At 62.0% G+C, this 20,156-nt stretch carries 21 protein-coding genes; 8 read left to right on the top strand and 13 right to left on the bottom strand.

Features of this window, described 5'->3' with window-relative positions:
- The first annotated feature begins 92 nt into the window (after positions 1-92).
- The 3 genes from CIT26_RS23875 (at position 93) to hflX (ending at position 2,736) form a co-directional block, all read left to right on the top strand.
- A complete protein-coding gene (locus tag CIT26_RS23875; protein ID WP_095494859.1) occupies positions 93-953 on the top strand; it encodes a D-amino-acid transaminase in 861 nt (286 codons plus the stop codon).
- Positions 954-1,098: 145 nt separating this feature from the next.
- Positions 1,099-1,344: an RNA chaperone Hfq gene (gene hfq / locus CIT26_RS23870; RefSeq protein WP_006202172.1), complete on the top strand. Its 246-nt coding sequence runs from the start codon at positions 1,099-1,101 to the stop codon at positions 1,342-1,344.
- Positions 1,345-2,736: a GTPase HflX gene (gene hflX, locus CIT26_RS23865; protein WP_095494858.1), complete on the top strand. Its 1,392-nt coding sequence runs from the start codon at positions 1,345-1,347 to the stop codon at positions 2,734-2,736.
- Positions 2,737-2,742: 6 nt separating this feature from the next.
- On the opposite strand, the gene mazG is transcribed toward hflX, so the two are convergent.
- From mazG to CIT26_RS23850, 3 genes are all read right to left on the bottom strand, one after another.
- Positions 2,743-3,567, bottom strand: a complete 825-nt coding sequence (gene mazG / locus CIT26_RS23860; protein ID WP_095494857.1) for a nucleoside triphosphate pyrophosphohydrolase — start codon at positions 3,565-3,567, stop codon at positions 2,743-2,745.
- A gap of 136 nt (positions 3,568-3,703) precedes the next feature.
- Positions 3,704-4,888 (bottom strand): amino acid aminotransferase, encoded by a 1,185-nt coding sequence (locus CIT26_RS23855; RefSeq protein WP_095494919.1) that lies wholly within the window; start codon positions 4,886-4,888, stop codon positions 3,704-3,706.
- Between the two features lie 202 nt (positions 4,889-5,090).
- Positions 5,091-6,245 (bottom strand): OpgC family protein, encoded by a 1,155-nt coding sequence (locus CIT26_RS23850; protein ID WP_095494856.1) that lies wholly within the window; start codon positions 6,243-6,245, stop codon positions 5,091-5,093.
- 314 nt (positions 6,246-6,559) lie between these two features.
- On the opposite strand from CIT26_RS23850, the gene CIT26_RS23845 reads away from it, so the two are divergent.
- From CIT26_RS23845 to CIT26_RS23830, 4 genes are all read left to right on the top strand, one after another.
- Positions 6,560-7,108 (top strand): sigma-70 family RNA polymerase sigma factor, encoded by a 549-nt coding sequence (locus CIT26_RS23845; RefSeq protein ID WP_095494855.1) that lies wholly within the window; start codon positions 6,560-6,562, stop codon positions 7,106-7,108.
- Positions 7,109-7,116: 8 nt separating this feature from the next.
- A complete protein-coding gene (locus CIT26_RS23840) occupies positions 7,117-7,890 on the top strand; it encodes an anti-sigma factor family protein (protein ID WP_095494918.1) in 774 nt (257 codons plus the stop codon).
- 21 nt (positions 7,891-7,911) lie between these two features.
- Positions 7,912-8,628 carry a Bax inhibitor-1/YccA family protein gene (locus CIT26_RS23835; protein ID WP_029352369.1) on the top strand — a complete coding sequence of 239 codons (717 nt, stop codon included), beginning with the start codon at positions 7,912-7,914 and terminating at the stop codon, positions 8,626-8,628.
- A 123-nt stretch (positions 8,629-8,751) separates the two neighbouring features.
- On the top strand, positions 8,752-9,297 hold the full coding sequence (locus tag CIT26_RS23830; protein ID WP_095494854.1) for a DUF2076 domain-containing protein: 546 nt from the start codon (positions 8,752-8,754) through the stop codon (positions 9,295-9,297).
- A gap of 156 nt (positions 9,298-9,453) precedes the next feature.
- On the opposite strand, the gene CIT26_RS23825 is transcribed toward CIT26_RS23830, so the two are convergent.
- The 3 genes from CIT26_RS23825 to CIT26_RS23815 all read right to left on the bottom strand — a co-directional run bounded on the left by CIT26_RS23825 (position 9,454) and on the right by CIT26_RS23815 (position 12,362).
- Entirely contained in the window at positions 9,454-9,990 is a 537-nt protein-coding gene (locus tag CIT26_RS23825; protein ID WP_342587036.1) for a cysteine hydrolase family protein, read from the bottom strand.
- 195 nt (positions 9,991-10,185) lie between these two features.
- Positions 10,186-11,097 carry an agmatinase gene (locus CIT26_RS23820; RefSeq protein WP_095494852.1) on the bottom strand — a complete coding sequence of 304 codons (912 nt, stop codon included), beginning with the start codon at positions 11,095-11,097 and terminating at the stop codon, positions 10,186-10,188.
- A 317-nt stretch (positions 11,098-11,414) separates the two neighbouring features.
- Positions 11,415-12,362, bottom strand: a complete 948-nt coding sequence (locus CIT26_RS23815; RefSeq protein ID WP_095494851.1) for a homocysteine S-methyltransferase family protein — start codon at positions 12,360-12,362, stop codon at positions 11,415-11,417.
- Between the two features lie 242 nt (positions 12,363-12,604).
- Between CIT26_RS23815 and CIT26_RS23810 the strand changes: the two genes are divergently transcribed.
- Positions 12,605-13,264: a TetR/AcrR family transcriptional regulator gene (locus CIT26_RS23810; RefSeq protein WP_095494850.1), complete on the top strand. Its 660-nt coding sequence runs from the start codon at positions 12,605-12,607 to the stop codon at positions 13,262-13,264.
- On the opposite strand, the gene CIT26_RS23805 is transcribed toward CIT26_RS23810, so the two are convergent.
- The 7 genes from CIT26_RS23805 to CIT26_RS23775 form a co-directional block, all read right to left on the bottom strand.
- Positions 13,224-13,751: a YbaK/EbsC family protein gene (locus CIT26_RS23805; protein WP_095494849.1), complete on the bottom strand. Its 528-nt coding sequence runs from the start codon at positions 13,749-13,751 to the stop codon at positions 13,224-13,226. The two genes, CIT26_RS23810 and CIT26_RS23805, sit on opposite strands and share 41 nt — an antisense overlap.
- A gap of 15 nt (positions 13,752-13,766) precedes the next feature.
- Positions 13,767-14,585: an MBL fold metallo-hydrolase gene (locus CIT26_RS23800; protein ID WP_095494848.1), complete on the bottom strand. Its 819-nt coding sequence runs from the start codon at positions 14,583-14,585 to the stop codon at positions 13,767-13,769.
- 3 nt (positions 14,586-14,588) lie between these two features.
- Entirely contained in the window at positions 14,589-15,383 is a 795-nt protein-coding gene (locus CIT26_RS23795) for a TatD family hydrolase (protein ID WP_095494847.1), read from the bottom strand.
- Positions 15,383-16,936 (bottom strand): methionine--tRNA ligase, encoded by a 1,554-nt coding sequence (metG, locus tag CIT26_RS23790; protein ID WP_095494917.1) that lies wholly within the window; start codon positions 16,934-16,936, stop codon positions 15,383-15,385. The genes CIT26_RS23795 and metG overlap by 1 nt, the downstream gene beginning before the upstream one ends.
- Positions 16,937-17,017: 81 nt before the next feature.
- Positions 17,018-18,073, bottom strand: a complete 1,056-nt coding sequence (locus tag CIT26_RS23785; RefSeq protein ID WP_095494846.1) for a DNA polymerase III subunit delta' — start codon at positions 18,071-18,073, stop codon at positions 17,018-17,020.
- Positions 18,070-18,741: a dTMP kinase gene (tmk, locus tag CIT26_RS23780; RefSeq protein WP_095494845.1), complete on the bottom strand. Its 672-nt coding sequence runs from the start codon at positions 18,739-18,741 to the stop codon at positions 18,070-18,072. The genes CIT26_RS23785 and tmk overlap by 4 nt, the downstream gene beginning before the upstream one ends.
- Positions 18,742-18,900: 159 nt before the next feature.
- Positions 18,901-20,067, bottom strand: coding sequence for a D-alanyl-D-alanine carboxypeptidase family protein (locus CIT26_RS23775; RefSeq protein WP_095494844.1), 1,167 nt, complete (start codon positions 20,065-20,067; stop codon positions 18,901-18,903).
- Positions 20,068-20,156 lie beyond the last annotated feature (89 nt).

The raw sequence follows: 20,156 nt of genomic DNA, 5'->3' as shown, positions 1-20,156 counted from the left end.
GGACGCTGTAGCATTTTGATTTGCGCATGATCCTTTCCGAAAATCGATTCCGATTTTCGGGGTCATGCGCTGACTTTCTCCAGGGGTGACCCATGCCGCGCATTGCCTATGTGAACGGGCGCTATGTCGCTCACGCCGACGCTTTCGTACATATCGAGGACCGCGGCTATCAGTTCGCCGATGGCGTCTACGAGGTCTGCGAGGTGGCGCGCGGCTTCATCGTCGATATGCCTCGCCATCTCGGGCGGCTGAATCGCTCGCTGACCGAATTGTCGATCGACTGGCCGGTCACGCGGGGCGTGTTGCCGATCATCATGCGTGAGGTGGTCCGCCGCAACCACGTCACCGATGGCCTGGTCTATCTTCAGGTGACGCGCGGCGTGGCCAGCCGTGACTTTGTTTTCCCCGCCGGCACGAAGCCGTCGCTGGTGGTGACCGCCAGGAAAGCCGACCCCGCTGCTGCCGAGAAGAGGGCCGAAAGCGGAATCAAGGTCATCACTGTGCTGGAGAATCGTTGGGACCGGGTCGATATCAAGTCGGTCGGCCTGTTGCCAAATGTGCTCGCCAAGCAGAAGGCCAAGGAAGCCGGCGCCCAGGAAGCTTGGTTCGTCGATGCCGACGGCACGGTCAAGGAAGGTGGATCGTCGAATGCCTGGATCATCACCAGGGATGGCGTGCTGGTGACGCGTCCGGCCGAGCACGGCATCCTGCGCGGCATCACGCGCACCACGCTGTTCGAAGTGGCCGCCAAGCTCGGCCTGAAGATCGAGGAACGGGGCTTTTCGGTCGCTGAAGCCAAGGCCGCGCGCGAGGTTTTCATCAGCTCCGCGACCACAATCGCCATGCCGATCGTGGCGATCGACGGTGCTCCCGTCGCCAACGGCCATCCGGGCTCCATAACACTTTCCTTGCGGCACGCCTTTTTTGACGTTGCGGAAAAAAGTCCAGCCTGATAACCGCACAGGTGGAATGAACATCAATATATCTCGTTCTGCTTGTCGTTATTGACGGCAAGACGGTGTTTGCGCGCTTGACATGTGCCAGGTAATTTGGCGCATTGGCCTGCAAACCGAAGGGGATCGGCGAAAGACAAGAACAATGGCGGAACGATCGCAAAATCTTCAGGACCTGTTCCTGAATTCAGTTCGCAAAAGCAAAAACCCACTCACCATCTTTCTCATCAACGGTGTGAAGCTGACCGGTGTGGTCACTTCGTTCGACAATTTCTGCGTTCTGCTGCGTCGAGACGGCCATTCCCAGCTCGTCTACAAGCACGCCATTTCCACGATCATGCCGAGCCAGCCGGTTCAGATGTTCGATGGTGAGGAAAGCCAGGGCGCCTGATTGGCACGTAAGAAAGACGCGGACCGCAGCGTTCGCGAAAAACCAGCATATCAGCCGGGGCCGGAAGCCGAAGGCCCGACCCGGGCCGTGGTCATCGTGCCCGTGCTTACCCGCCAGCAGCGTGGCGACGACGACACGAATCGTCCGCGCCTGACGCGCTCCGCCGAGGCCCGCCACGACGAAGCGGTTGGCCTTGCCCAAGCCATTGATCTCGACCCAATCCATACCGCGGTGGTGACGGTCAACGATCCGCGGCCCGCAACCTTGCTCGGCAGCGGCAAGGTTGCGGAGTTCGCCGAGATCGTCAAAGAGGGCCATGCCGAACTGGTCATTGTCGACCATCCGCTGACGCCGGTGCAGCAGCGCAATCTGGAAAAGGAATTGAACGCCAAGGTGCTGGATCGCACCGGGCTCATCCTGGAGATTTTCGGCGAGCGCGCGCGGACCAAGGAAGGCACGCTGCAGGTCGATCTTGCGCACCTCAACTATCAGAAGGGCCGGCTCGTGCGAAGCTGGACCCACCTCGAGCGCCAGCGCGGCGGCGCCGGTTTCCTCGGCGGCCCTGGCGAAACGCAGATCGAGTCGGACCGCCGTGTCCTGCAGGACAAGATCAACAAGCTGAAGCACGAGCTGGAAACCGTGCGGCGCACCCGTGACCTGCACCGCGCCAAGCGCAAGAAGGTGCCGTTCCCGGTGGTGGCGATCGTCGGCTATACCAACGCCGGCAAGTCGACGCTGTTCAATAGGCTGACCGGAGCAGGGGTGCTGGCCGAGGACATGCTGTTTGCCACGCTCGACCCGACACTGCGTCGGGTGCGACTGCCGCACGGCACGCCGGTCATCCTTTCGGACACGGTCGGTTTCATTTCGGATCTGCCGACGCATCTGATTGCAGCCTTCCGGGCAACGCTGGAAGAGGTGGTCGAGGCCGATCTCGTCATCCATCTGCGCGATATTTCGGACCCCGACACGGCCGCCCAGGCCGAGGATGTCGAGCGCATCCTCGCCGATCTCGGCGTCGATGCCAGCGACACCAAGCGCGTCATCGAAGTGTGGAACAAGATCGACCGGCTCGATGAAGGCAACCGGGCGCGATTGCTCGCCGACGGCATCGACGGCAACAAGGCGCCGCCGATCGCCATATCGGCCGCCACCGGCGAGGGCATCGATGTGCTGAAGGCGATCATCGAGACAAGAGTGTCAGGCGAACTGGAAACGCTGACCGTCACGCTCAAGCCTGAGCAGCTCGGGCTCGTCGACTGGCTCTACCGCAATGGCGACGTCGTCTCGCGCACCGACAATGAAGATGGCGGCGTGACCGTGTCGCTCAAAGCGACGCAAACCGCGCACGAAGAGATAGAAAGCCGATTGCGTCGTAAAAACAACGGATAATTTCTGTTACTTCGCGCCTTTGGCCTGCTGCCAAAGCGCCTCCATCTCGTCGAGCGTCGCCTTTTCCAGGGTGTTTCCGGACGCTTCCAGCGCTTGCTCGACATAGCGGAACCGCGACCGGAATTTCTCGTTGGTGCCGCTGAGCGCCGCTTCGGAATCGACCTTGAGATGACGCCCGAGATTGACGACGGCAAACAGCATGTCGCCGAACTCGTCCTTGATCGACGCCGTATCGCCCTTGGCAAGGGCCTGGCGCAACTCGCCGATTTCTTCCTCGATCTTGTCGAGGATCGGCGTGGCCTCGCTCCAGTCGAAGCCGACGCGGGCCGCTTTTTCCTGCAGCTTGAGCGCCCGGGTCAAAGCGGGCAGGGCGACCGGTACGCTGTCCAGAAAACCCTTGCCATGATCCTCAGGATCGTGCCCGCGGGCGAGGCGGGCGTTTCGCTTTTCCGCCTTTTCCTCGGCCTTGATCTTCTCCCACATGCCCTTGGCCATGCCGGCGCTGCGCGCCTTCTCGTCGCCGAAGACATGCGGATGGCGGCGGATCATTTTTGTGGTGATGGCCTGGACCACGTCGCCAAAGGCGAATTCACCGGCCTCCTCGGCCATCTGCGCATGGTAGACGACCTGCAGCAGCAGATCGCCGAGCTCGTCACGCAGATCGCCCAGGTCGCCGCGCGCGATCGCATCCGCCACCTCGTAGGCTTCTTCGATCGTGTAGGGCGCGATGGTCGAGAAATCCTGCTCGATATCCCACGGGCAGCCGGTTTCCGGCGCCCGCAGCGCCGCCATGATTTCGATCAGCCGGGAAATGTCTTTCGAGGGTTTCATCTGTCGAATGCTATCGTGCACCGATCACTCGGCAAATGCTGTCAGCCGGCAAGGGCGCATTGTCCACAGTTGCGCGGGCCATGATCCCGAAAAGTGGAAGCCGGCTTTCGGAAAAGATCATGGTCAAGCAAAGTGTTCAGTCGAGCACGGAGACGATCGCCTTGGCGAGAGCGTCCATCCCGTCCTCCGGCAGGCCAGCGACGTTGATGCGGCTGTCGCCGACCATATAGACGCCGTGCTCGGCGCGCAGCCGCTCGACCTGCGCTTCGGACAGGCCAAGCCGGGAAAACATGCCACGATGGCTGGCGACGAAATCGAAGCGGTCGGAATTGGACTGCCGCCGCAGCGCTTCGGCGAACCGCACCCGAAGCCGCAGCATACGCAGGCGCATCTCCTCGAGCTCAGCTTCCCAGCCGGCGCGCAGCGTGGCGTCTTCGAGCACGATGCGCACCGCGGCCGCGCCGTGGTCAGGCGGCATCGAGTACATGGCGCGGGCGGCCGACAGCATCTGGCTCATTGCCACATCCGCCTGCGCGCTGTCTTTGGCCAGGATCATCGCCGCGCCGACACGGTCACGATACACGGCAAAGTTCTTCGAGCAGCTCGAGGCAACGACCATTTCCGGGACTTTTGCCGCCAGCAGGCGCAAGCCAACGGCGTCAGCGTCGAGGCCTTCGCCAAAGCCCTGATAGGCAATGTCGACAAAAGGCAGCAGGCCGCGCTCGACGACGAGGTCGGCTATTTCAGCCCACTGCGCGGTGTCCAGATTGGCGCCTGTCGGATTGTGGCAGCAACCATGCAGCAGCACCACGTCGCCGCTCTTGGCGGTCGCCAGCGCACTTATCATGTCCGCGAAGCGAACAGCACCTGAGGCGGCGTCGAAATAGGGATATTCGCGTATCTGCAGGCCGGCGGCTCGCATCACCGGCATGTGGTTCGGCCAGGTTGGGTCCGACAGCCAGATCGTCGCGTCCGATCGCGTCCTCTTGAGCAGCTCAGCCACCAGTCGCAGCGCGCCCGAGCCGCCGGGCGCCTGCGCCGCACGGATGCGCGTCAGCTCGGCCGTAGGGCCAAAGACCAGCTTCGCCATCGCCGTGTTGAAGCCGGTATCTCCGGCAAGGCCGAGATAGGTCTTGGTATCCTGGCCCTGCAGCAGTCGCTTTTCGGCTTCGCGCACGGCGCGCATCACCGGCGTCTTGCCATCGCGATCCTTGTAGACGCCAACGCCGAGGTCGACCTTGCCGGGGCGGGGATCGGCGCGAAAGAGGCCGATCAAGGCGAGGATCTTGTCGGCTGGGGCAGGCTGGAGGTCTTCAAACATCGGCGCGGTTCCGTTGGCGGCGGAGTGATACGCAAATCGGCCGTGCTGCGCCAGCGGTTTCATTTGCACCAAGCTGAAAACCGCCAAACCGGGAGACAAGCCTCGATTGGCACGGCTCATCGTACTCGTCATTTCCACGACACGGCGAGGAGGACGCAGCAGGCAAATGTGGCTTTCCGCATGTCAGTTGGTCGACGCCGTTCTATGACGCCAGCTTGAGGGCGGCCGACGGCAAGGCGGCGACAGGTTGCTGTTTCTTGCCGCCCCAACCGATCCGCGGCAACCATTCGAGGTAATAGGCGAAGCCGAATTGCAGCGCGATGCCTGTCGAGATCAGGATTGCGTCGTAGAGGAGCCCGCCTGGGCTGACGACCTTCATGACCTGCGCGATCATGGCGAAGATCGTTCCGGCGATGAAGACCGGCAGCGAATGCTTACCAAGAACCGCGAGCGGGTGTCCGGGCCTGGTCCTCGCCAGGTTGGAAAGCGCCGGGATTGCCACGATCAGATAGGCGATCGCCAAAATGTGCATGAGGCGCGACAGCGACAGGAACGTCTTGTCGAAGCCGGTCAGCACGGTAGGCAGGCCGGAGGCCGTCTCGATGCCCCACAGCGGCAGCCGCACCCAAATCAGCGCACCGACCAGATACCCGACAGCCGCGCTCGCCATCATCCAGTTGAAGCGGATTTCGCCGCCGCGCTTGACATGCAGCATGCCGGCGATCCCGATGACGAAAAGAAACTGCCAGGAGAGCGGGTTCAGGAACCAGAAGCCGTCGCCGGGAAAATTCGAAGGCGCGATCTGAAAAATTCCGACGATGAGCCAGAGGAGAGCGGACGCAGCAAGCATAAGGCGCAGGCTGAAAGTGCCGATCCACAAGAAAAGCGGCATCATCAGAAGTACGACGGCATACATGGAAAGAATATTGTTATAGCCGATCTGATGCCCGAGCGCCGCGATGCCGAGCAGCGCTTCCGGCGTGTCCTCGATGATCATCTGGATGTTGATCAGCTTCAAAAGATCGGGCCGCGAGAAATGCAATGCAGCCGCCGAGAAGATCGCCAGCGTCGCGACAGTGGTCATGACGTGGGTGACGTAGAGGACACCGGCACGCCGCCAGGCCTTCAGGGTGATGAGCAACCGGTTCCCCGGCTGGAACTTCAGTCCGTAGGCGAGCCCAACGGCAATCCCGGAAATCAGCACGAAGGCTTCGGCCGAATCGGAAAAGCCGAAATTCTTGTGCGTGAAATACTCGAAGATCGTCCCCGGCACATGGTTGACGAAGATCGTCAGCAGCGCTAGCGCGCGGAAGACATCAATGCGGGTATCCCGCTGGGTTGGCACATTGCTTGTCATGTCGGGTCGATAATTCGTTGAACAAAAGCGGGCCCAAAGGGCCGTCGGCGAAGGGAAGATTCGGCGGTGAATGTTTCCTGCCTATAACTCGCAAGTGCCCCGAAAAAGATGACAGCTTGGCGATTTTTCGCGTCACAAATTAATTCAGGGATAAACATCGAAATCCCGGTGGCGCTAAAACCGCGCGGCGAATTGTGTCGGCTGAGGGATCGTTCGCGGACAAACAAGCCGTACGCGCGATGGTGGCGTTGTACCGGTGATGCCTGACCTTCCCGGATCGCAAAAAAACTCAAAGAGCGGGATTAAAACCTGCCATGCTCCGTAAACAGGACATGAGAGGGTCGATGCCACGCTTCGATATTATAGGACAGCTTGGTTCCCTGCGGCGCTACGCGCGTTCGCTGGCGCGCGACAGCGCAGAAGCAGAGGATCTGGTGCATGACGCGCTGGTGCGTGCATATGAGAGGCGCAGCACCTTCCGCTCCGGCGGGAACCTGCGCGCATGGCTGCTGTCGATCGTCCACAATGCTTTCATTGACGGTTTGCGGTCCCGCAAGTCTGAAGCGGTGCGCGTCGAGCAGGCCGGATATCTTGTCGACGCCAGCGTGCAGGCTCCCCAGGAGCATTCCGTCCGCCTGGCACAGGTGCGCGAAGCTTTTTTCAAATTGCCGGATGAGCAGCGTTCGGCGCTGCATCTCGTCGCCATCGAGGGACTTACCTACAGCCAGGCGGCCGAGGCCAGCGGCGTACCGCTGGGAACGCTGATGTCGCGCATCGGCAGGGCGCGCGCGGCGCTCCGCGAGATGGAGGACAAATTGCCGGCACGTGCGAAAAACCACCTCAAGATCGTGGGAGGCCCGTGATGTCTGTGATGAGCGAACTGCGCGACCCGGTGACCGATGCCGACCTCGACGCCTATGTCGACGACCAACTGGACGTTGCCCGCCGCATCGAGGTCGAGGCGTTTCTTTCCGCCCGTCCGGAGGCGGCCGCTCGCGTGATGTCCGACCTCAGGACGCGCGACGAACTGCGCGTGGCGCTTGCCGGATCCAGGGGCATGGCGCGGCCGGCAACGGCCGATGCGGCACGGCGGCTGGAGCGGGGACTGGCCCGGGGGCGCGCCTTACGCACGTTGCAGCGGGCTGCGGCGGTCGCGGTCTTGGTGGCTGCTGGCTGGTTGGCGAACGGGATCGTCGGGCCGATATCGGTGACGAAAGTCGTCGCCTCGACCCAGCCGCCTGTCTATCTGGAGGAGGCGATCCGGGCACACAGGACGACGATTATGCGCGAAGCCATGTCATCCCAGCCCGAAGCGCCGAACTACGATGCGGACGAAATCCGCGCCGCCACGGCGATCGTCATGCCGTCGCTGCCGAAGGACTGGAAGGTGCGTGACGTGCAGATCTATCCGTCGCAGTTCGGCCCGAGCGTCGAGATGGCCGTCGAAACAAGGGACCTGGGGCTGGTCTCGCTGTTCGCGATCAGGCCCGGAACGTTCGACGTGGTCCAGCCGACCGTCGCCCCCTCGGGCGAAATTTCCTCGGCCTATTTCCAGATCGGCGAAGTTGCTTACGCAGTCGTCGCCCGAAGCGGTGTCCGCGATCTCGATCGCACCGCAGAAACGCTCGCCAACACGCTTTACTGACCCTCACAAAGGAGAACCGGCATGAACACCCCCAATCTAGGATACCGCACCGGCGTCGGAGCCCAAACCGGCGCCGTCTACGACGAAGGCCTGCGCCAGCACATGCTGCGCGTCTACAATTATATGGGCGTTGGCCTCGTCGTTACCGGCGTGATCGCCTTCGTGGTGGCTTCCACGCCAGCCCTCTACGTGCCGATCTTTTCCAGCCCGTTGAAGTGGGTGGTGATGCTGGCACCGCTCGCCTTCGTGCTGCTGTTCTCGTTCCGAATACAGACGATGTCCGCGGCCGGCGCTCAGGCGATGTTCTGGGCATTCTGTGCGGTCATGGGCCTGTCGCTGGCGTCCGTGTTCCTGGTGTTCACCGGGACCAGCATCGCGCGCACCTTTTTCATCGCCGCCACCATGTTTGGCGCGACCAGCCTTTACGGCTACACGACCAAACGCGACCTGACCCAGTTCTCGTCCTTCCTGATCATGGGCCTGATCGGCGTGGTGATCGCCAGCATCGTCAACATCTTCCTCGGCTCGACCGCGCTCCAGTTCGCCATCTCAGTGATCGGCATCGCCGTCTTCATCGGTCTCACCGCCTGGGATACCCAGACGATCAAGGAGCAGTTTGCGGAAAACTTCGGTGCGGAATCGCAGCAGAAGCTCGCCGTCTTCGGTGCATTCTCGCTCTATCTGAACTTCATCAACATCTTCCAGCTGCTGCTAAACTTCACCGGCGAGCGCGAATAGCCGCGTCAAATCAATGCATGTCGCGGCAGCGGTTTTGGAGCCGCGACATGCATAAAACAGGGACTTAGAGTGCGTCGCGAGAATCTCCTGGACGGCGCGCCTGGATAACCGGAGTTGCTTCCCATGGACAGGAACGACCAGCAGGCGATCGGGAATCTTTTCGAGAAACTTGCAAACGTCGAGCGACAGACGCCGCCGCGCGATGCCGAAGCGGAACGCTTCATCAACGACCAAATTGGCCGGCAGCCCGGCGCGCCATACTACATGGCGCAAACGATCGTCGTGCAGGAGCAGGCCTTGAACGCGGCACAGTCCCGCATCGAGGAACTGGAACAGGCACAGCAGTCTGCCGGCGGCGGATTGCTTGGCGGCCTCTTCGGCTCGGGTTCGGTCCCGCGGGTCGGGCGCACCGCTGCCGCTGCGCCGCGGGAGCCGCTTTCTGGCAATGATCAACAAAGGGCAGGCGGCGGGTTCCTCGCCGGAGCCGCGCAGACTGCGATGGGCGTGGCTGGCGGTGTGCTTCTAGGCAACGCCATCGCCGGCATGTTTGGCGGAAGCGAAGCGCAGGCAACCGAGCCGGCGGCGTCACAGGCAGAGGAGGGCGGTGCCGACCAGGCAGACGATGCCGGCTCCGACGGCGGCGGCGACTTTGGCGATATTGAATTTTGACACGAATGGAAAGCGCGGAGGGCGGTTTGACCAGGAAATCGGCCTTCGCGAGAGTCTACGGTGTCGTAGCAAATACTGCTCAGCAATTCCCGGCGTTGTTCCTTAGAACCCGGCATCGACCTTAGCGAAGGGCAGGGTGCGCATATCAGACGTTCATTAGATCACGCCGAGAGCTTCAACGATCTCGGAAACAGTCGCTATTTTGGCTATCTTGCCGTTCATGTAATCCAGGGAGACGCGCGCGTGCTCTGCGTCGTAGGAGCCGACGCATTCCTTGGCCAAGACTACCCGGAAATCTCGTTGATAGGCGTCTACCGCAGCCATGCGGATGCAGGCGTGCGTATTGACGCCGCATATAACCAGTTCACCAACGCCAAATTCAGCCAGTAGCTCGTCAAGTCCCGTCTTGAAGAACGCGCTGTAGCGCTTCTTGACTATCGTCGCATCGCTTGGCTGCCAATCGAGCCCCGCGTGAAGCTGGGCGCCTCTCGTGCCCTGAATCGTAACGGCGATGCGTTTATCGCGCATCTCAAGAAATGCGTCGCTGAGATCCGAACGGAACTCCTGCCGCACCCAGATCACCGGGAGCTGTAAGCTTCTGAAAGCGGCCACCAACCGGTTGGTATTCTGAATCAGCCGATCGGCTTTATCTGCTTCCCACGGATCGAGATACTCATTCAGCAGGTCGATGATGAGCAGGGCAGCGTTTGGTCATCGTCGAGCTATATGAAGCGCTGAATGCAGATTTGTGACGGGACGTATCTCTCTTGGTAAGGTTGTCAAGGCGATTTAGAGACGCGACAATGACGAGCCTTCTGGCATCCGCCCGACCGGCGTCGGGCGGATGGAACCTTGTCGGGCCATTATGCTACGAGAAGAAGCTGGGGTTCAAATCTGCCGGACGATGGTGCCGATCACATTGACGAGAAGGCGCGCGGCGGTCAGGGCCGACAGGCCGTCAATATCGGCCGGAGGATAGAGCTCGACAAGGTCGAATCCTGCGATCCTGGCCCGCTTGCCGAGGCCCGCGATCAGGTCGATCACTTGCGTATAGGTGAGGCCGCCGGGCGTACGCCCCGCCACGCCCGGCATGATGCCGGGATCGAGGCCGTCGCAGTCGAGGGTGACGACGATCCGCGCTCCTTCCGGAATATGCCGGAGAGCGGCTTCGACGCCCTGGGCGTGAACTTCGCGGGCGGTCACGAAGCGGCTGCCATAGTGCCGCGCCGCTTCGATTTCGCTGAGGCGTGCGCTGCCGACGCCACGGATGCCGACCTGCACGATGCCGGCAATATGCGGCATCTCGCTCGCCCGGCGCATCGGGTTCGAATAGCCGTAGCGTTCGCCATGCAACTCGTCGCGCCAGTCGATATGGGCGTCGATCTGCAGTATCCAGACCGGCCCGTGATCCGCAAAGCCGGCGAGGAAGGGAATGGGCACGGAATCGTCGCCACCGAGCAGGATCGGTATGGCCGGCAATGCCAGGACCTCACGCGTCTTCGCCTCGATCCGCGCCCGGTTACCGGCATTGTCATGCATGGTGGTCGGGATGTCGCCGGCGTCGATGCAGCAGACCGGCTTGCCGTCGAACAGCGGGCCGCCAAGATCGAAATCCCAGTGCTCGACGAGCTCGGTATCTATCTGACTCGCAGCGCGGATGGCGTCGGCGGCCAAGGCATAGCCGTTGCTGTCCTTGCCGGGATAGGTGCTGCCGTGACCGGCTCCGAAGATCACCGCACGGGGCATGCGGCCATCGGCGAGGCGATCGGGAAAGCCGAGAAAAGGAGGCGAGGCGGTCATTTTTTGATGGTCTTGATGATGTTTAGCTGAAATTTCGGCGTCGAGGGTGTGGGATGGGGTCGTTTGCGGTAGGGGGCGAAATCCTACGCTAAGGCCTTAAGGTCGCAAGACTAATACAAAGTGCGCCAATCGACGCAGAAATCAGAAAGTTTTTCGTCGGTTCAAGCTGGGATTTCCACCCATCCGGAAGTCGCATAAGATAGATTATGGAACTGAGATGCGGTTTTGATTGCGTGCTTTCGACCCAACCGCAGTTCCTTGTTCCCTAAGCGGAACTGCGGTTGGTAGCGTTGCGTCTCCTGGGACGCACACAGGTCCTACGCCGCTTGCGGCACGCAGGCCTCGCAGATCGCCGCGATGTGCCGGTGGTCGGTGCCGCAGCAGCCGCCCAGGATGCGCATGGTCGGAAACGAAGCTGTCAGCCTGCTGTAGCGCCGCCCGAGATCGTCCGGGTCGCCCGCGTCGAGCGTTTCCGATTCGTCCAGTTCGGCATGGCTTTTAGCCGAAGCGTTCGCCTTTACGCCATAGACGCGATCGAGCCAGCGCTCGCCCTTTTTCAGCGCCTGCATGAAATGCGTCGGATGGGCGCAGTTGATCATATAGTAGGCCGGCGCACCGTCTGTCGCGTCGTCGACCCTGTCAATCGCCTCGCCGAGCGCCATCCCGGTCACCAGCCTCCCGTCCGTCTCCACGGTGAACGAGATCATGCACGGCATGGCATGCGTCTTGGCTGCCCGCGCCACGCCGATTGCCTCGTTGAAATTGGTGAGCGTATAGGCTGCCACCATGTCAGCCTCGGTCCGCGCGAAACTCTCGATTTGCGCCGCGTGATAGGCTTCCGCCTCGTTGGCGTCCATCTTGCCGGCTTTGTAGCCGTCGCCGCGCGGTCCGATCGCGCCGCTGATGACGCAGGCCGTTTCGGCGGTCTCGAACTCCTTGCGCAGGTCGAGAAGAAGCTCGATCGAGGCCTCGTTGACGGCGCGTAGCGCTTCCGGCCCGTAGCCGAGCAAGGTTCCCCAATCGGGGTTGGCTCGCCACGTCGGCGTGTCGAGGATGAAGCCGGTCCCGCCTCTGCGCGCAATGGTCAGATAGCGGACGTAATATTCCTTGAGCTTCTGCCGGCCTTCAGGCGTTGCCATCAGCGTGAATGACGCAAAGTGCGGAAGGTCGAGGCCTTCGTGAAAGATGAGAGTCGTTTCCATGCCGCCATCGCTGAGGAATGTTCTGTTGGCGAGTTGCGGCAGATTCTGGCGGTACTTGGCCATGTTTGTCTCCAGTGGTAAGATAACACCGTGCCGCCCTGGTGGCGGCCGGTTCGGAATAGCCAAGTTTTAGCAGCACGTGCCGCCGGCGCGGTAGAAGGCTTGTGGTCCGGTACTCCACCGAAGCGGAAACCGCAGCAATTACAGACGGATAGCCGCACTGGGCCGGCTTTGTTGCTATCATTGCCGATTTGGCTGGGGTGAAAACCATACCGCCGGTACAGTAAATTTGAGGGCATTCGGTCATGCGCAAGGGTGCGGAAACGCGCGAACGCATTCTGGAGATCGCCGAGGCCTCGGTGCTCGCCAAGGGGTTCGGCGCGACGTCCATCGAGGAGGTGATCGCCGAAGCCGGCATCACCAAGAGCGGCTTCTTCTATCATTTCAAGGACAAGAACGAACTCGCCCGCGCCTTGATGCTGCGCTACGTCGAGGAGAACGACCGCATCTTCGATGATGTGTTTCGCCGCGGCCGGCAGTTGTCCGATGATCCGTTGCAGTCGTTCCTGATCACGCTCAAGCTGCTTGCCGAGCTGATGGGTGATCTGCCGAACGGCCACCCAGGCTGCCTGATCGCGACGTTCACCTATCAGGAGCGCCTCTTCGATCGCAACGTTCGCGACATCGCCTCCGACGCCGTACGCTCCTGGAACGGGCGGTTTCGCGATGCGCTGAACGAGATCGCGACCGTTTATCCTGCCCGCAAAGGCATGGATCTCGACGACGTGGCCATCATGTTCTCCTGTGTTATCGATGGCGGCATCATCATGTCGCGGGGGCTCGGCGACCCCCGTGTCCTCGAACGCCAGATCCTCGCCTTCCGAAGCATCGTACAGTTGCTGTTCGCGCCGGCTGCGCCCGACATCATACTGCCGCCCGCGCCCACCGCCATCGCCGCCGAATAGGGTCCGGCGTTCGATTCAGACTGCCAGCGTCGCTACGACAGCCTGCGCTGCCTTGATCATTTGCGTGCGGCTCGGCGGCGAACACCGCGTCGTGCGCGCCGGCCGCTGCCCATATGCGGTCGAAACCGAGCAGCGTTTCGTCGGCGAACGCCGGGATCGCAATCAGATGGCCGATCGGCGCGACACCGCCGATGGCAAAGCCTGTCTCGTCGCGGATCTGCCGCGGGTCGGCGCGCTTCAGCGGCTCGCCGGTCAGTGCGGCAGCCTTGGCTAGATCGAGCTGGTTGGAGCCGGAAACCAGGAAGAGAAACAGCTTTCCGCTAGCTTCTCCTTGGAAAACCAACGATTTGACGATCTGTGCAACGGTGCAGCCGCGTTGCGCGGCGGCTTCCTCGGCGGTGCGTGTCGAGGCACCCATGCGTCTGATCTCGATGTCGAGACCAGAATCGGCCGCTGCCTTGGTCACACGATCAATGCTGCCAGCCATGAAGAACCGAACCTATCATGCTGATTCAAGAGGGATTTCGATCGTCATACCATCATGAGCAGGTTCAACGTTGGCCGGCGTCTCGGCCATTACCGTGGCGTAGTCGAGCGGCACATGCATATGCGTCAGCACGGCCTTTTTCGGCGCCAGTTTTTCGATCCAGTCGAGTGCCTGACCGAGCGAAAGATGGCTCGGATGCGTCCTGTATTGCAGCGCGTCGATGACCAGCATGTCCAGACCGCGCAGCCGTTCGGCCGTGGCGTCGGGGAAATCACTGATATCGGGGCAATAGGCGAGCCCGCCGATGCGAAAACCAAGCGATATGATGTCGCCGTGGATCTGTGGCAGCGGCTCGAGGGTGAGGGCACCCCCCTCGCCTTCGATCACCACCGGCCTGGCGTGGTCGATGATATGGGGCTCGACGATGGGCGGATAGGAACTGCCTAGCGGTGTTTCGAAACAATAGCCGAACGCTTCCTGTAACCGCAGCATCGTGGGCTGGTCGGCGTGGACATCGATCAGATGACGCTGCTCGAGCACGAAGCCGCGCAAATCGTCGATCCCGTGGATATGGTCGGCATGCGGATGCGTATAGACGACCGCATCGATGCGCCTGACCGATGCCAGCAGCATCTGCTCGCGGAAATCCGGCCCGGTGTCGATGACGACTGTGGTCCTGTCGCCGTTTGCCGTAATCCGCTCGACGAGCGCTGCGGTGCGCAAGCGCCGGTTCTTCGGATTGGCCGGATCGCAGTTGCCCCAGTCACCGGTGATGCGCGGCGTGCCCGGCGATGAGCCGCAGCCGAGAATGGTGAGGCGCAGCCGGTCGCTCATGCGTCAGGTGCTCAGCGCGATTGGGCGCGGCATCTTCTTGAACAGCCGGAAGAAATTGTCCGTGGTGACGGCGGCGATCTCCGCCTCGCTGACGCCGATTGTTTCGGCCAGCACCTTGGCTGTATGCGCGACATAGGCAGGCTCGTTGCGCTTGCCGCGAAACGGTATCGGCGCGAGGTATGGCGCGTCGGTTTCGACCAGCAGGCGATCATGTGGCACATCGGCGGCGATGGCGCGCAGCTCGGCCGAATTCTTGAAGGTCAGGATGCCGGAAAACGAAACGTAGCCGCCGAGCGCCACGCCGACTTCGGCCAACCTACGCCCTGACGAAAAACAATGCAGGATGAAGGGGAAGGCGCCCTTCCCTGTTTCGTCCTCGAGGATATCAGCCATGTCGCCGTCGGCATCGCGCGCATGGATGACCAGCGGCAGGCCCGTTTGACGCGCGGCGGCAATATGGATGCGAAAGCCCTGCGCCTGCGCATCGCGCGGCGCATGGTCGTAGAAGTAATCGAGCCCGGCCTCGCCGATCGCCACCACTTTGCGATGAGCGGACAGCCGGACAAGCTCCTCGACAGTCACGTCCAGCTCCTCGGCGGCATTGTGCGGATGGGTGCCGACCGAGCAATAGACTTCGTCGAAAGATTCAGCGATCTCAAGAACTTGTTGGAGCCGCCTCACACGCGTCGAGATCGTCACCATGCGACCAATTCCGGCGGCTAAGGCGCGGGCGACGACGCCCGCCCGCTCCTCTGCGAAGTCCGGAAAATCGAGATGGCAGTGACTGTCGACCAACATCAGATGTTCGCGTCCGGCTGCTCGACATAGCGTGGAAAAACCGGTTCTGGCGCCGGCAGAGCCGTGCCAGGCACCAACGCATGACCTTCGGCGATGTGCGCGAAATCGCGGCTGTCCGCCGGCACGGCCAGCAGGTCGAGCAGCTTCGCCGCCGAGGTCGGGACGACGGGCTGGCAAAGGATCGCGACGCGTCGGATCACCTCGGCCGTCGTCCACAGCACCGTTTCCATGCGCACGGGATCGGTCTTCTTCAGAGCCCACGGCTCCTGCCCGGCGAAATAGCGGTTGGCTTCGGCCACCACGCCAAAGATCGCCGCCAGAGCAAGATGGATGCCCTGCTCGGCCATCGTTTTGCGTGCCGTGACAAGGGCGGCACTTGCCTGATCGAGGATCGCGTTGTCGGCATCGCTCAGTTCGCCGCGCTTCGGCACCACGCCGCCGCAGTTCTTGGCGATCATCGACAGCGAGCGCTGCGCCAGATTGCCGAGATCATTGGCGAGGTCGGCATTGGTGCGGTTGACGATGGCCTCGTGGCTGTAGCTGCCGTCCTGGCCGAACGGCACCTCGCGCATGAAGAAATAGCGTACCTGATCGAGACCGTAATGCTCGATCATCGCAAACGGGTCGACGACATTGCCGACCGACTTCGACATCTTCTCGCCGCGGTTGAACAGAAAGCCATGCGCGTATACGCGCTTCGGCAGTTCGATCCCTGCCGACAGCAGGAAGGCCGGCCAGTAGACGGCATGGAAGCGGACGATGTCCTTGCCGATGACGTGGACGTTCGCCGGCCAGAAGGACCATCTGTCATCGGCCGCATCCGGATAACCGGCAGCCGTGATGTAGTTGGTCAGTGCATCGACCCAGACATACATCACATGCTTGTCGTCGCCCGGCACCGGCACGCCCCATTTGAACGTGGTGCGCGAGATCGACAGGTCCTTCAGCCCGGATTTGACGAAGCTGACGATTTCGTTGCGCCGCTCCGCCGGTCCGACAAATTCGGGGCTGCTCTCATAGAGCGCGAGCAACCTGTCCTGATAGGCGGAAAGGCGGAAGAAATAGCTCTCTTCCTCGGTCCATTCGACGGGCGAGCCGAGCGGTTCGCGACGCACGCCGTCGTCGCCGACCTTGGTTTCGGCCTCGTCGAAATAGGCTTCCTGCCGCACCGAATACCAGCCGCTATAGCGGTCGAGGTAAATGTCGCCATTTTCCGCCATGCGTGTCCAGATCGCCTGGCAGGCCTTGTAGTGGCGCTCCTCAGTGGTGCGGATGAAAACATCATTCGAACAGCCGGTCGCTTCAAGCATCGAGCGGAAGATCGCCGAATTGCGATCGGCAAGCGCTTTCGGCGTCAGGCCTTCGGCGTCCGCCGTCTGCTGCATCTTCAAACCGTGCTCGTCGGTCCCCGAGACGAAGAAGACGTCCTTGCCGTCGAGTCGCTGGAAGCGGGCAAGCGTATCGCTGGCGATGACATTGTAGGCATGACCGATATGCGGCTTGCCGTTCGGATAGAAAATCGGCGTCGTGAGGTAGTATTTTTCGCGTGCCATGGATGAGCCGTCATGAATGTCTGAATGAAAGATGCCGGTGAGATATCGCATCGAAACGGCGATTGCCATCCCGATGGGCCGTCACATTCGCATTGCAGAATTCAGGCGGTCGATCATGGTCAAGGCGTGCTGCTTCTTGTCGAGATTGTAGGTGTCGGTCTCAGATATAGCGTTCAAAGCCTCGTGCCAAGTATCCGACAGCGTTTTGGCCCGCGCCAGATCGCCCGCCAGCGCGGCCTGGCTTGCACCGGTCGAGAGCAGGTCGAGCGCACGGCGATTGAAGATATCGAACTGGATCGCCTGGTCGCGACCGGCGACCGCCTCCGCGAGGCGATAGGCGCCGGCAACATCGCTCTTTCCCGCTGTCGCCAGGGCGTCGAGCGTTTCGGCGATTTCCAGCCCGCCATACTGCGTCAACAGGATTGCGGTGCGTGCGCTGCCCCCTGCCCGCTTGGCCAGTGCTGCGCGCGCCGCGGGATCGTCCGGCGGCGGTGGTTCGACGCTCTCCAGAACCGTCATCAGGCTCTCGGCATCGAGCGGCGTCAGCCGCACCATCTGGCAGCGCGAGCGGATCGTCGGCAGCAAGCTGCCCGGCGCATGGACGATCAGGATGAACAGTGTGCGTGCCGGTGGTTCTTCAAGATTCTTCAACAAAGCGTTGGCCGCATTGGTATTCATGTCGTCGGCCGGATCGACGATCACCACCCGGTAGCTGCCGTCATGCGAGGTCAGCGACAGGAAGCGGCTGACCTTGCGGATCTCGTCGACGGTGACGACCGTCTTAAAGCTCTTCGTCTTGTCGTTCGGCGGGCGGGTCAGATGCAGCACCGAAGGGTGCGCGCCGGTGGCGATCTGGCGAAACAGCGATGACGCCGGATCGGGAACGGCGAGAACGTCCGGCGCCTGTTCGAACGCCGGATGCTTTAATAGATGATGCGCCAGATGGAAGGCGAGCGTCGCCTTGCCGATGCCGACCGGTCCGACAAAGATCAGCGCATGCGGCAGCTTCCCGGAGCGATAGGCTGACGCCAGCATGTTCGCCGCCTGGCCATGCCCGACCAGACGCGGCGTCTCGGATGGCTCCGGTACGCCGTCCAGCGTGTCGTGCTGTTCTGGTGCGATCCGTTCGAAAATCATCCCGGCGCCTGCTTCCTGTGCGCCGGCGTCATCGTCTCCAGGGCCGCGAATACGGCGGCGGTGACGACGTTCTCCACCGTGTCGGGGTCGGCAGACGCGTCGACGACGATGCACCGCTCGGGTTCTGCCGCGGCGATTGCCAGAAAGGCTTCGCGGCGGCGCTGGTGGATATCAAGCGTTTCCTTTTCGAAGCGGTCGGCTCCGGCATCGGTGCCCCGCCGTGCCGTGGCGCGCCGCAGTCCCTCGGCCGGGTCGATATCAAAGATCAGCGTCATGTCGGGCACCATGCCATTGATGGCGACCTTTTCCAGCGCACCCATGAACACCGGGTCGAGGCCGCCGGTGACGCCCTGGTAGACCCGCGAGGAGTCCATGAAGCGATCACAAAGCACGATCGAGCCGCGTTCGACCGCCGGCCGGATGACCTGCTCGACATGGTCGGAACGCGCGGCGGCGAAAAGCAGCGCCTCCATCCTGGGGCCGAATGGCTCGGCAGCGCCGGAAAGCAGGACATGCCTGACCGCCTCTGCGCCAGGCGAGCCACCCGGTTCACGCGTGACAAGGACATCGTATTTCTTGGCGCGCATCTTACTGGCCAGCCGCTCGATCTGCGTCGACTTGCCTGCCCCTTCTCCGCCTTCGAAGGTGATGAAAAATCCGCTCACCAAAGCCTTTATCCATGCTGCGGGACCGTAATAGTCCTGACTTGTGAAAAGGTCCACGCCATGGTGCCAAAGCGCGTCGCGTCTGAAGATATGCGACGCGCTTTAGGCCCTTTTCATGCATGTCGTTGCCCAAAACCGCTGCGCACTTTTGGGCGACATGCATTAACGCAGCCAGCCGACGGCCAGTTCCTTGGCGGCATCGAGCGCGCGTTGCGGCAACGAGCCGACGCCAACCGACTCGGCCGCGAAAAGCGGCGTCTCCTGGCTCAGCGTATCACCGATCCAGACCCGCAGTGCACCCACTGGTTGCCCCTCCTCCACGGGTGCTGCAACCGGCCCGTCATAGACGATCTTGGCGGTCAGCTTGTCGCGGTTGGCGATGGGCAGGAAGATGACCACGGGCGCTTTTGCCTTCAGCGCCACGCCGGATTTCGCACCGCCGAAAACCTGGGCCTCGCCGACCACCTCGTCCTTGGCGAAAATCTCGGTCTTCTGGAAGGAACGAAGGCCCCAATCGAGCAGCTTTCGCGCTTCCTCGGCGCGCTCGCGGTCGCTTGCCAAGCCGCTCATCGCCGCAATGACCCGCCTGCCACTGTGGCTGACCGAGCCGACGACGCCAAACCCGGATGCCTCGCTCCTGCCGATCGCCAGGCCATCGGCGCCGATATCCATCGCCAGCAGCGGGTTGCGGTTCCTCTGGGTGATCTTGTTCCAGGTGAAATCCTTCTGGCCGTAATAGCGATAGAGGTCCGGATACGAGCGCCAGATATGCAGGGCCAGAAGCGCAAGCTCTCGAACCGTCGTTTGCTGACCGTCGGCCGGCAGACCGGTTGAATTGACGAATGTCGATTTCTCGAGGCCAATCTCCCTCGCGCGCTCGGTCATCTCAGTCGCGAAATTCGCCTCCGATCCCGCAAAACCTTCGGCGATGATGATGCAGCCGTCATTGGCGGCCTGAACCGTCACGCCCTGGATCAGGTCTTCAAGCCGGATCGTTGACTTCAGCTTGGCAAACATTGTCGACGTCCCGGATGGCGCGCCGCCCGTGCGCCATGCGTTTTCACTCACCACGAATGTGTCGTCGAGCGTCACGCGCCCCGATTTGATGGCGTTGAACACCACCTCCATCGTCATCAGCTTGGCCAGCGACGCCGGCTGAATCGGCCTGTCGGCATCCTTGGAAAACAGCACCGTTCCGGTTTCGGCATCGATCATGAAGGCCTGCGCGGCCTTGGTCTCGAAAAGCTGCGCCGCGGCCGGAGCCAGCGAAAGCAGCAGGAGGCCAAAACCCAGGAGCCCGGCGAGAGGCGCGGCGAAGCGAAATTTCATGAGAGATTCGACCTGTCAGCCGGCATTTCTGGGCAAGCTCTACAAGCTATCAGGCTTTGTCCCGGCCGATCAACCGCGCGATGGACAAC

It is taken from the genome of Mesorhizobium temperatum, from assembly GCF_002284575.1.
Lineage (GTDB): Bacteria > Pseudomonadota > Alphaproteobacteria > Rhizobiales > Rhizobiaceae > Mesorhizobium > Mesorhizobium temperatum.
The sequence above is the reverse complement of the archived record's forward strand: the minus strand, read 5'-3'. Positions and strand labels throughout refer to the sequence as shown.

Coding starts and splice junctions, on each gene's coding strand:
- CIT26_RS23815 (WP_095494851.1), bottom strand. CDS start 12,362: ATGGCCAAGTACCGCCAGAATCTGCCGCAACTCGCCAACAGAACATTC.
- hfq (WP_006202172.1), top strand. CDS start 1,099: ATGGCGGAACGATCGCAAAATCTTCAGGACCTGTTCCTGAATTCAGTT.
- CIT26_RS23785 (WP_095494846.1), bottom strand. CDS start 18,073: ATGATTTTCGAACGGATCGCACCAGAACAGCACGACACGCTGGACGGC.
- CIT26_RS23875 (WP_095494859.1), top strand. CDS start 93: ATGCCGCGCATTGCCTATGTGAACGGGCGCTATGTCGCTCACGCCGAC.
- CIT26_RS23845 (WP_095494855.1), top strand. CDS start 6,560: ATGCTCCGTAAACAGGACATGAGAGGGTCGATGCCACGCTTCGATATT.
- CIT26_RS23840 (WP_095494918.1), top strand. CDS start 7,117: ATGAGCGAACTGCGCGACCCGGTGACCGATGCCGACCTCGACGCCTAT.
- CIT26_RS23855 (WP_095494919.1), bottom strand. CDS start 4,888: ATGTTTGAAGACCTCCAGCCTGCCCCAGCCGACAAGATCCTCGCCTTG.
- CIT26_RS23775 (WP_095494844.1), bottom strand. CDS start 20,067: ATGAAATTTCGCTTCGCCGCGCCTCTCGCCGGGCTCCTGGGTTTTGGC.
- CIT26_RS23835 (WP_029352369.1), top strand. CDS start 7,912: ATGAACACCCCCAATCTAGGATACCGCACCGGCGTCGGAGCCCAAACC.
- CIT26_RS23795 (WP_095494847.1), bottom strand. CDS start 15,383: ATGTTGGTCGACAGTCACTGCCATCTCGATTTTCCGGACTTCGCAGAG.
- CIT26_RS23800 (WP_095494848.1), bottom strand. CDS start 14,585: ATGAGCGACCGGCTGCGCCTCACCATTCTCGGCTGCGGCTCATCGCCG.
- CIT26_RS23820 (WP_095494852.1), bottom strand. CDS start 11,097: ATGACCGCCTCGCCTCCTTTTCTCGGCTTTCCCGATCGCCTCGCCGAT.
- CIT26_RS23850 (WP_095494856.1), bottom strand. CDS start 6,245: ATGACAAGCAATGTGCCAACCCAGCGGGATACCCGCATTGATGTCTTC.
- CIT26_RS23830 (WP_095494854.1), top strand. CDS start 8,752: ATGGACAGGAACGACCAGCAGGCGATCGGGAATCTTTTCGAGAAACTT.
- mazG (WP_095494857.1), bottom strand. CDS start 3,567: ATGAAACCCTCGAAAGACATTTCCCGGCTGATCGAAATCATGGCGGCG.
- CIT26_RS23810 (WP_095494850.1), top strand. CDS start 12,605: ATGCGCAAGGGTGCGGAAACGCGCGAACGCATTCTGGAGATCGCCGAG.
- metG (WP_095494917.1), bottom strand. CDS start 16,936: ATGGCACGCGAAAAATACTACCTCACGACGCCGATTTTCTATCCGAAC.
- CIT26_RS23805 (WP_095494849.1), bottom strand. CDS start 13,751: ATGGCTGGCAGCATTGATCGTGTGACCAAGGCAGCGGCCGATTCTGGT.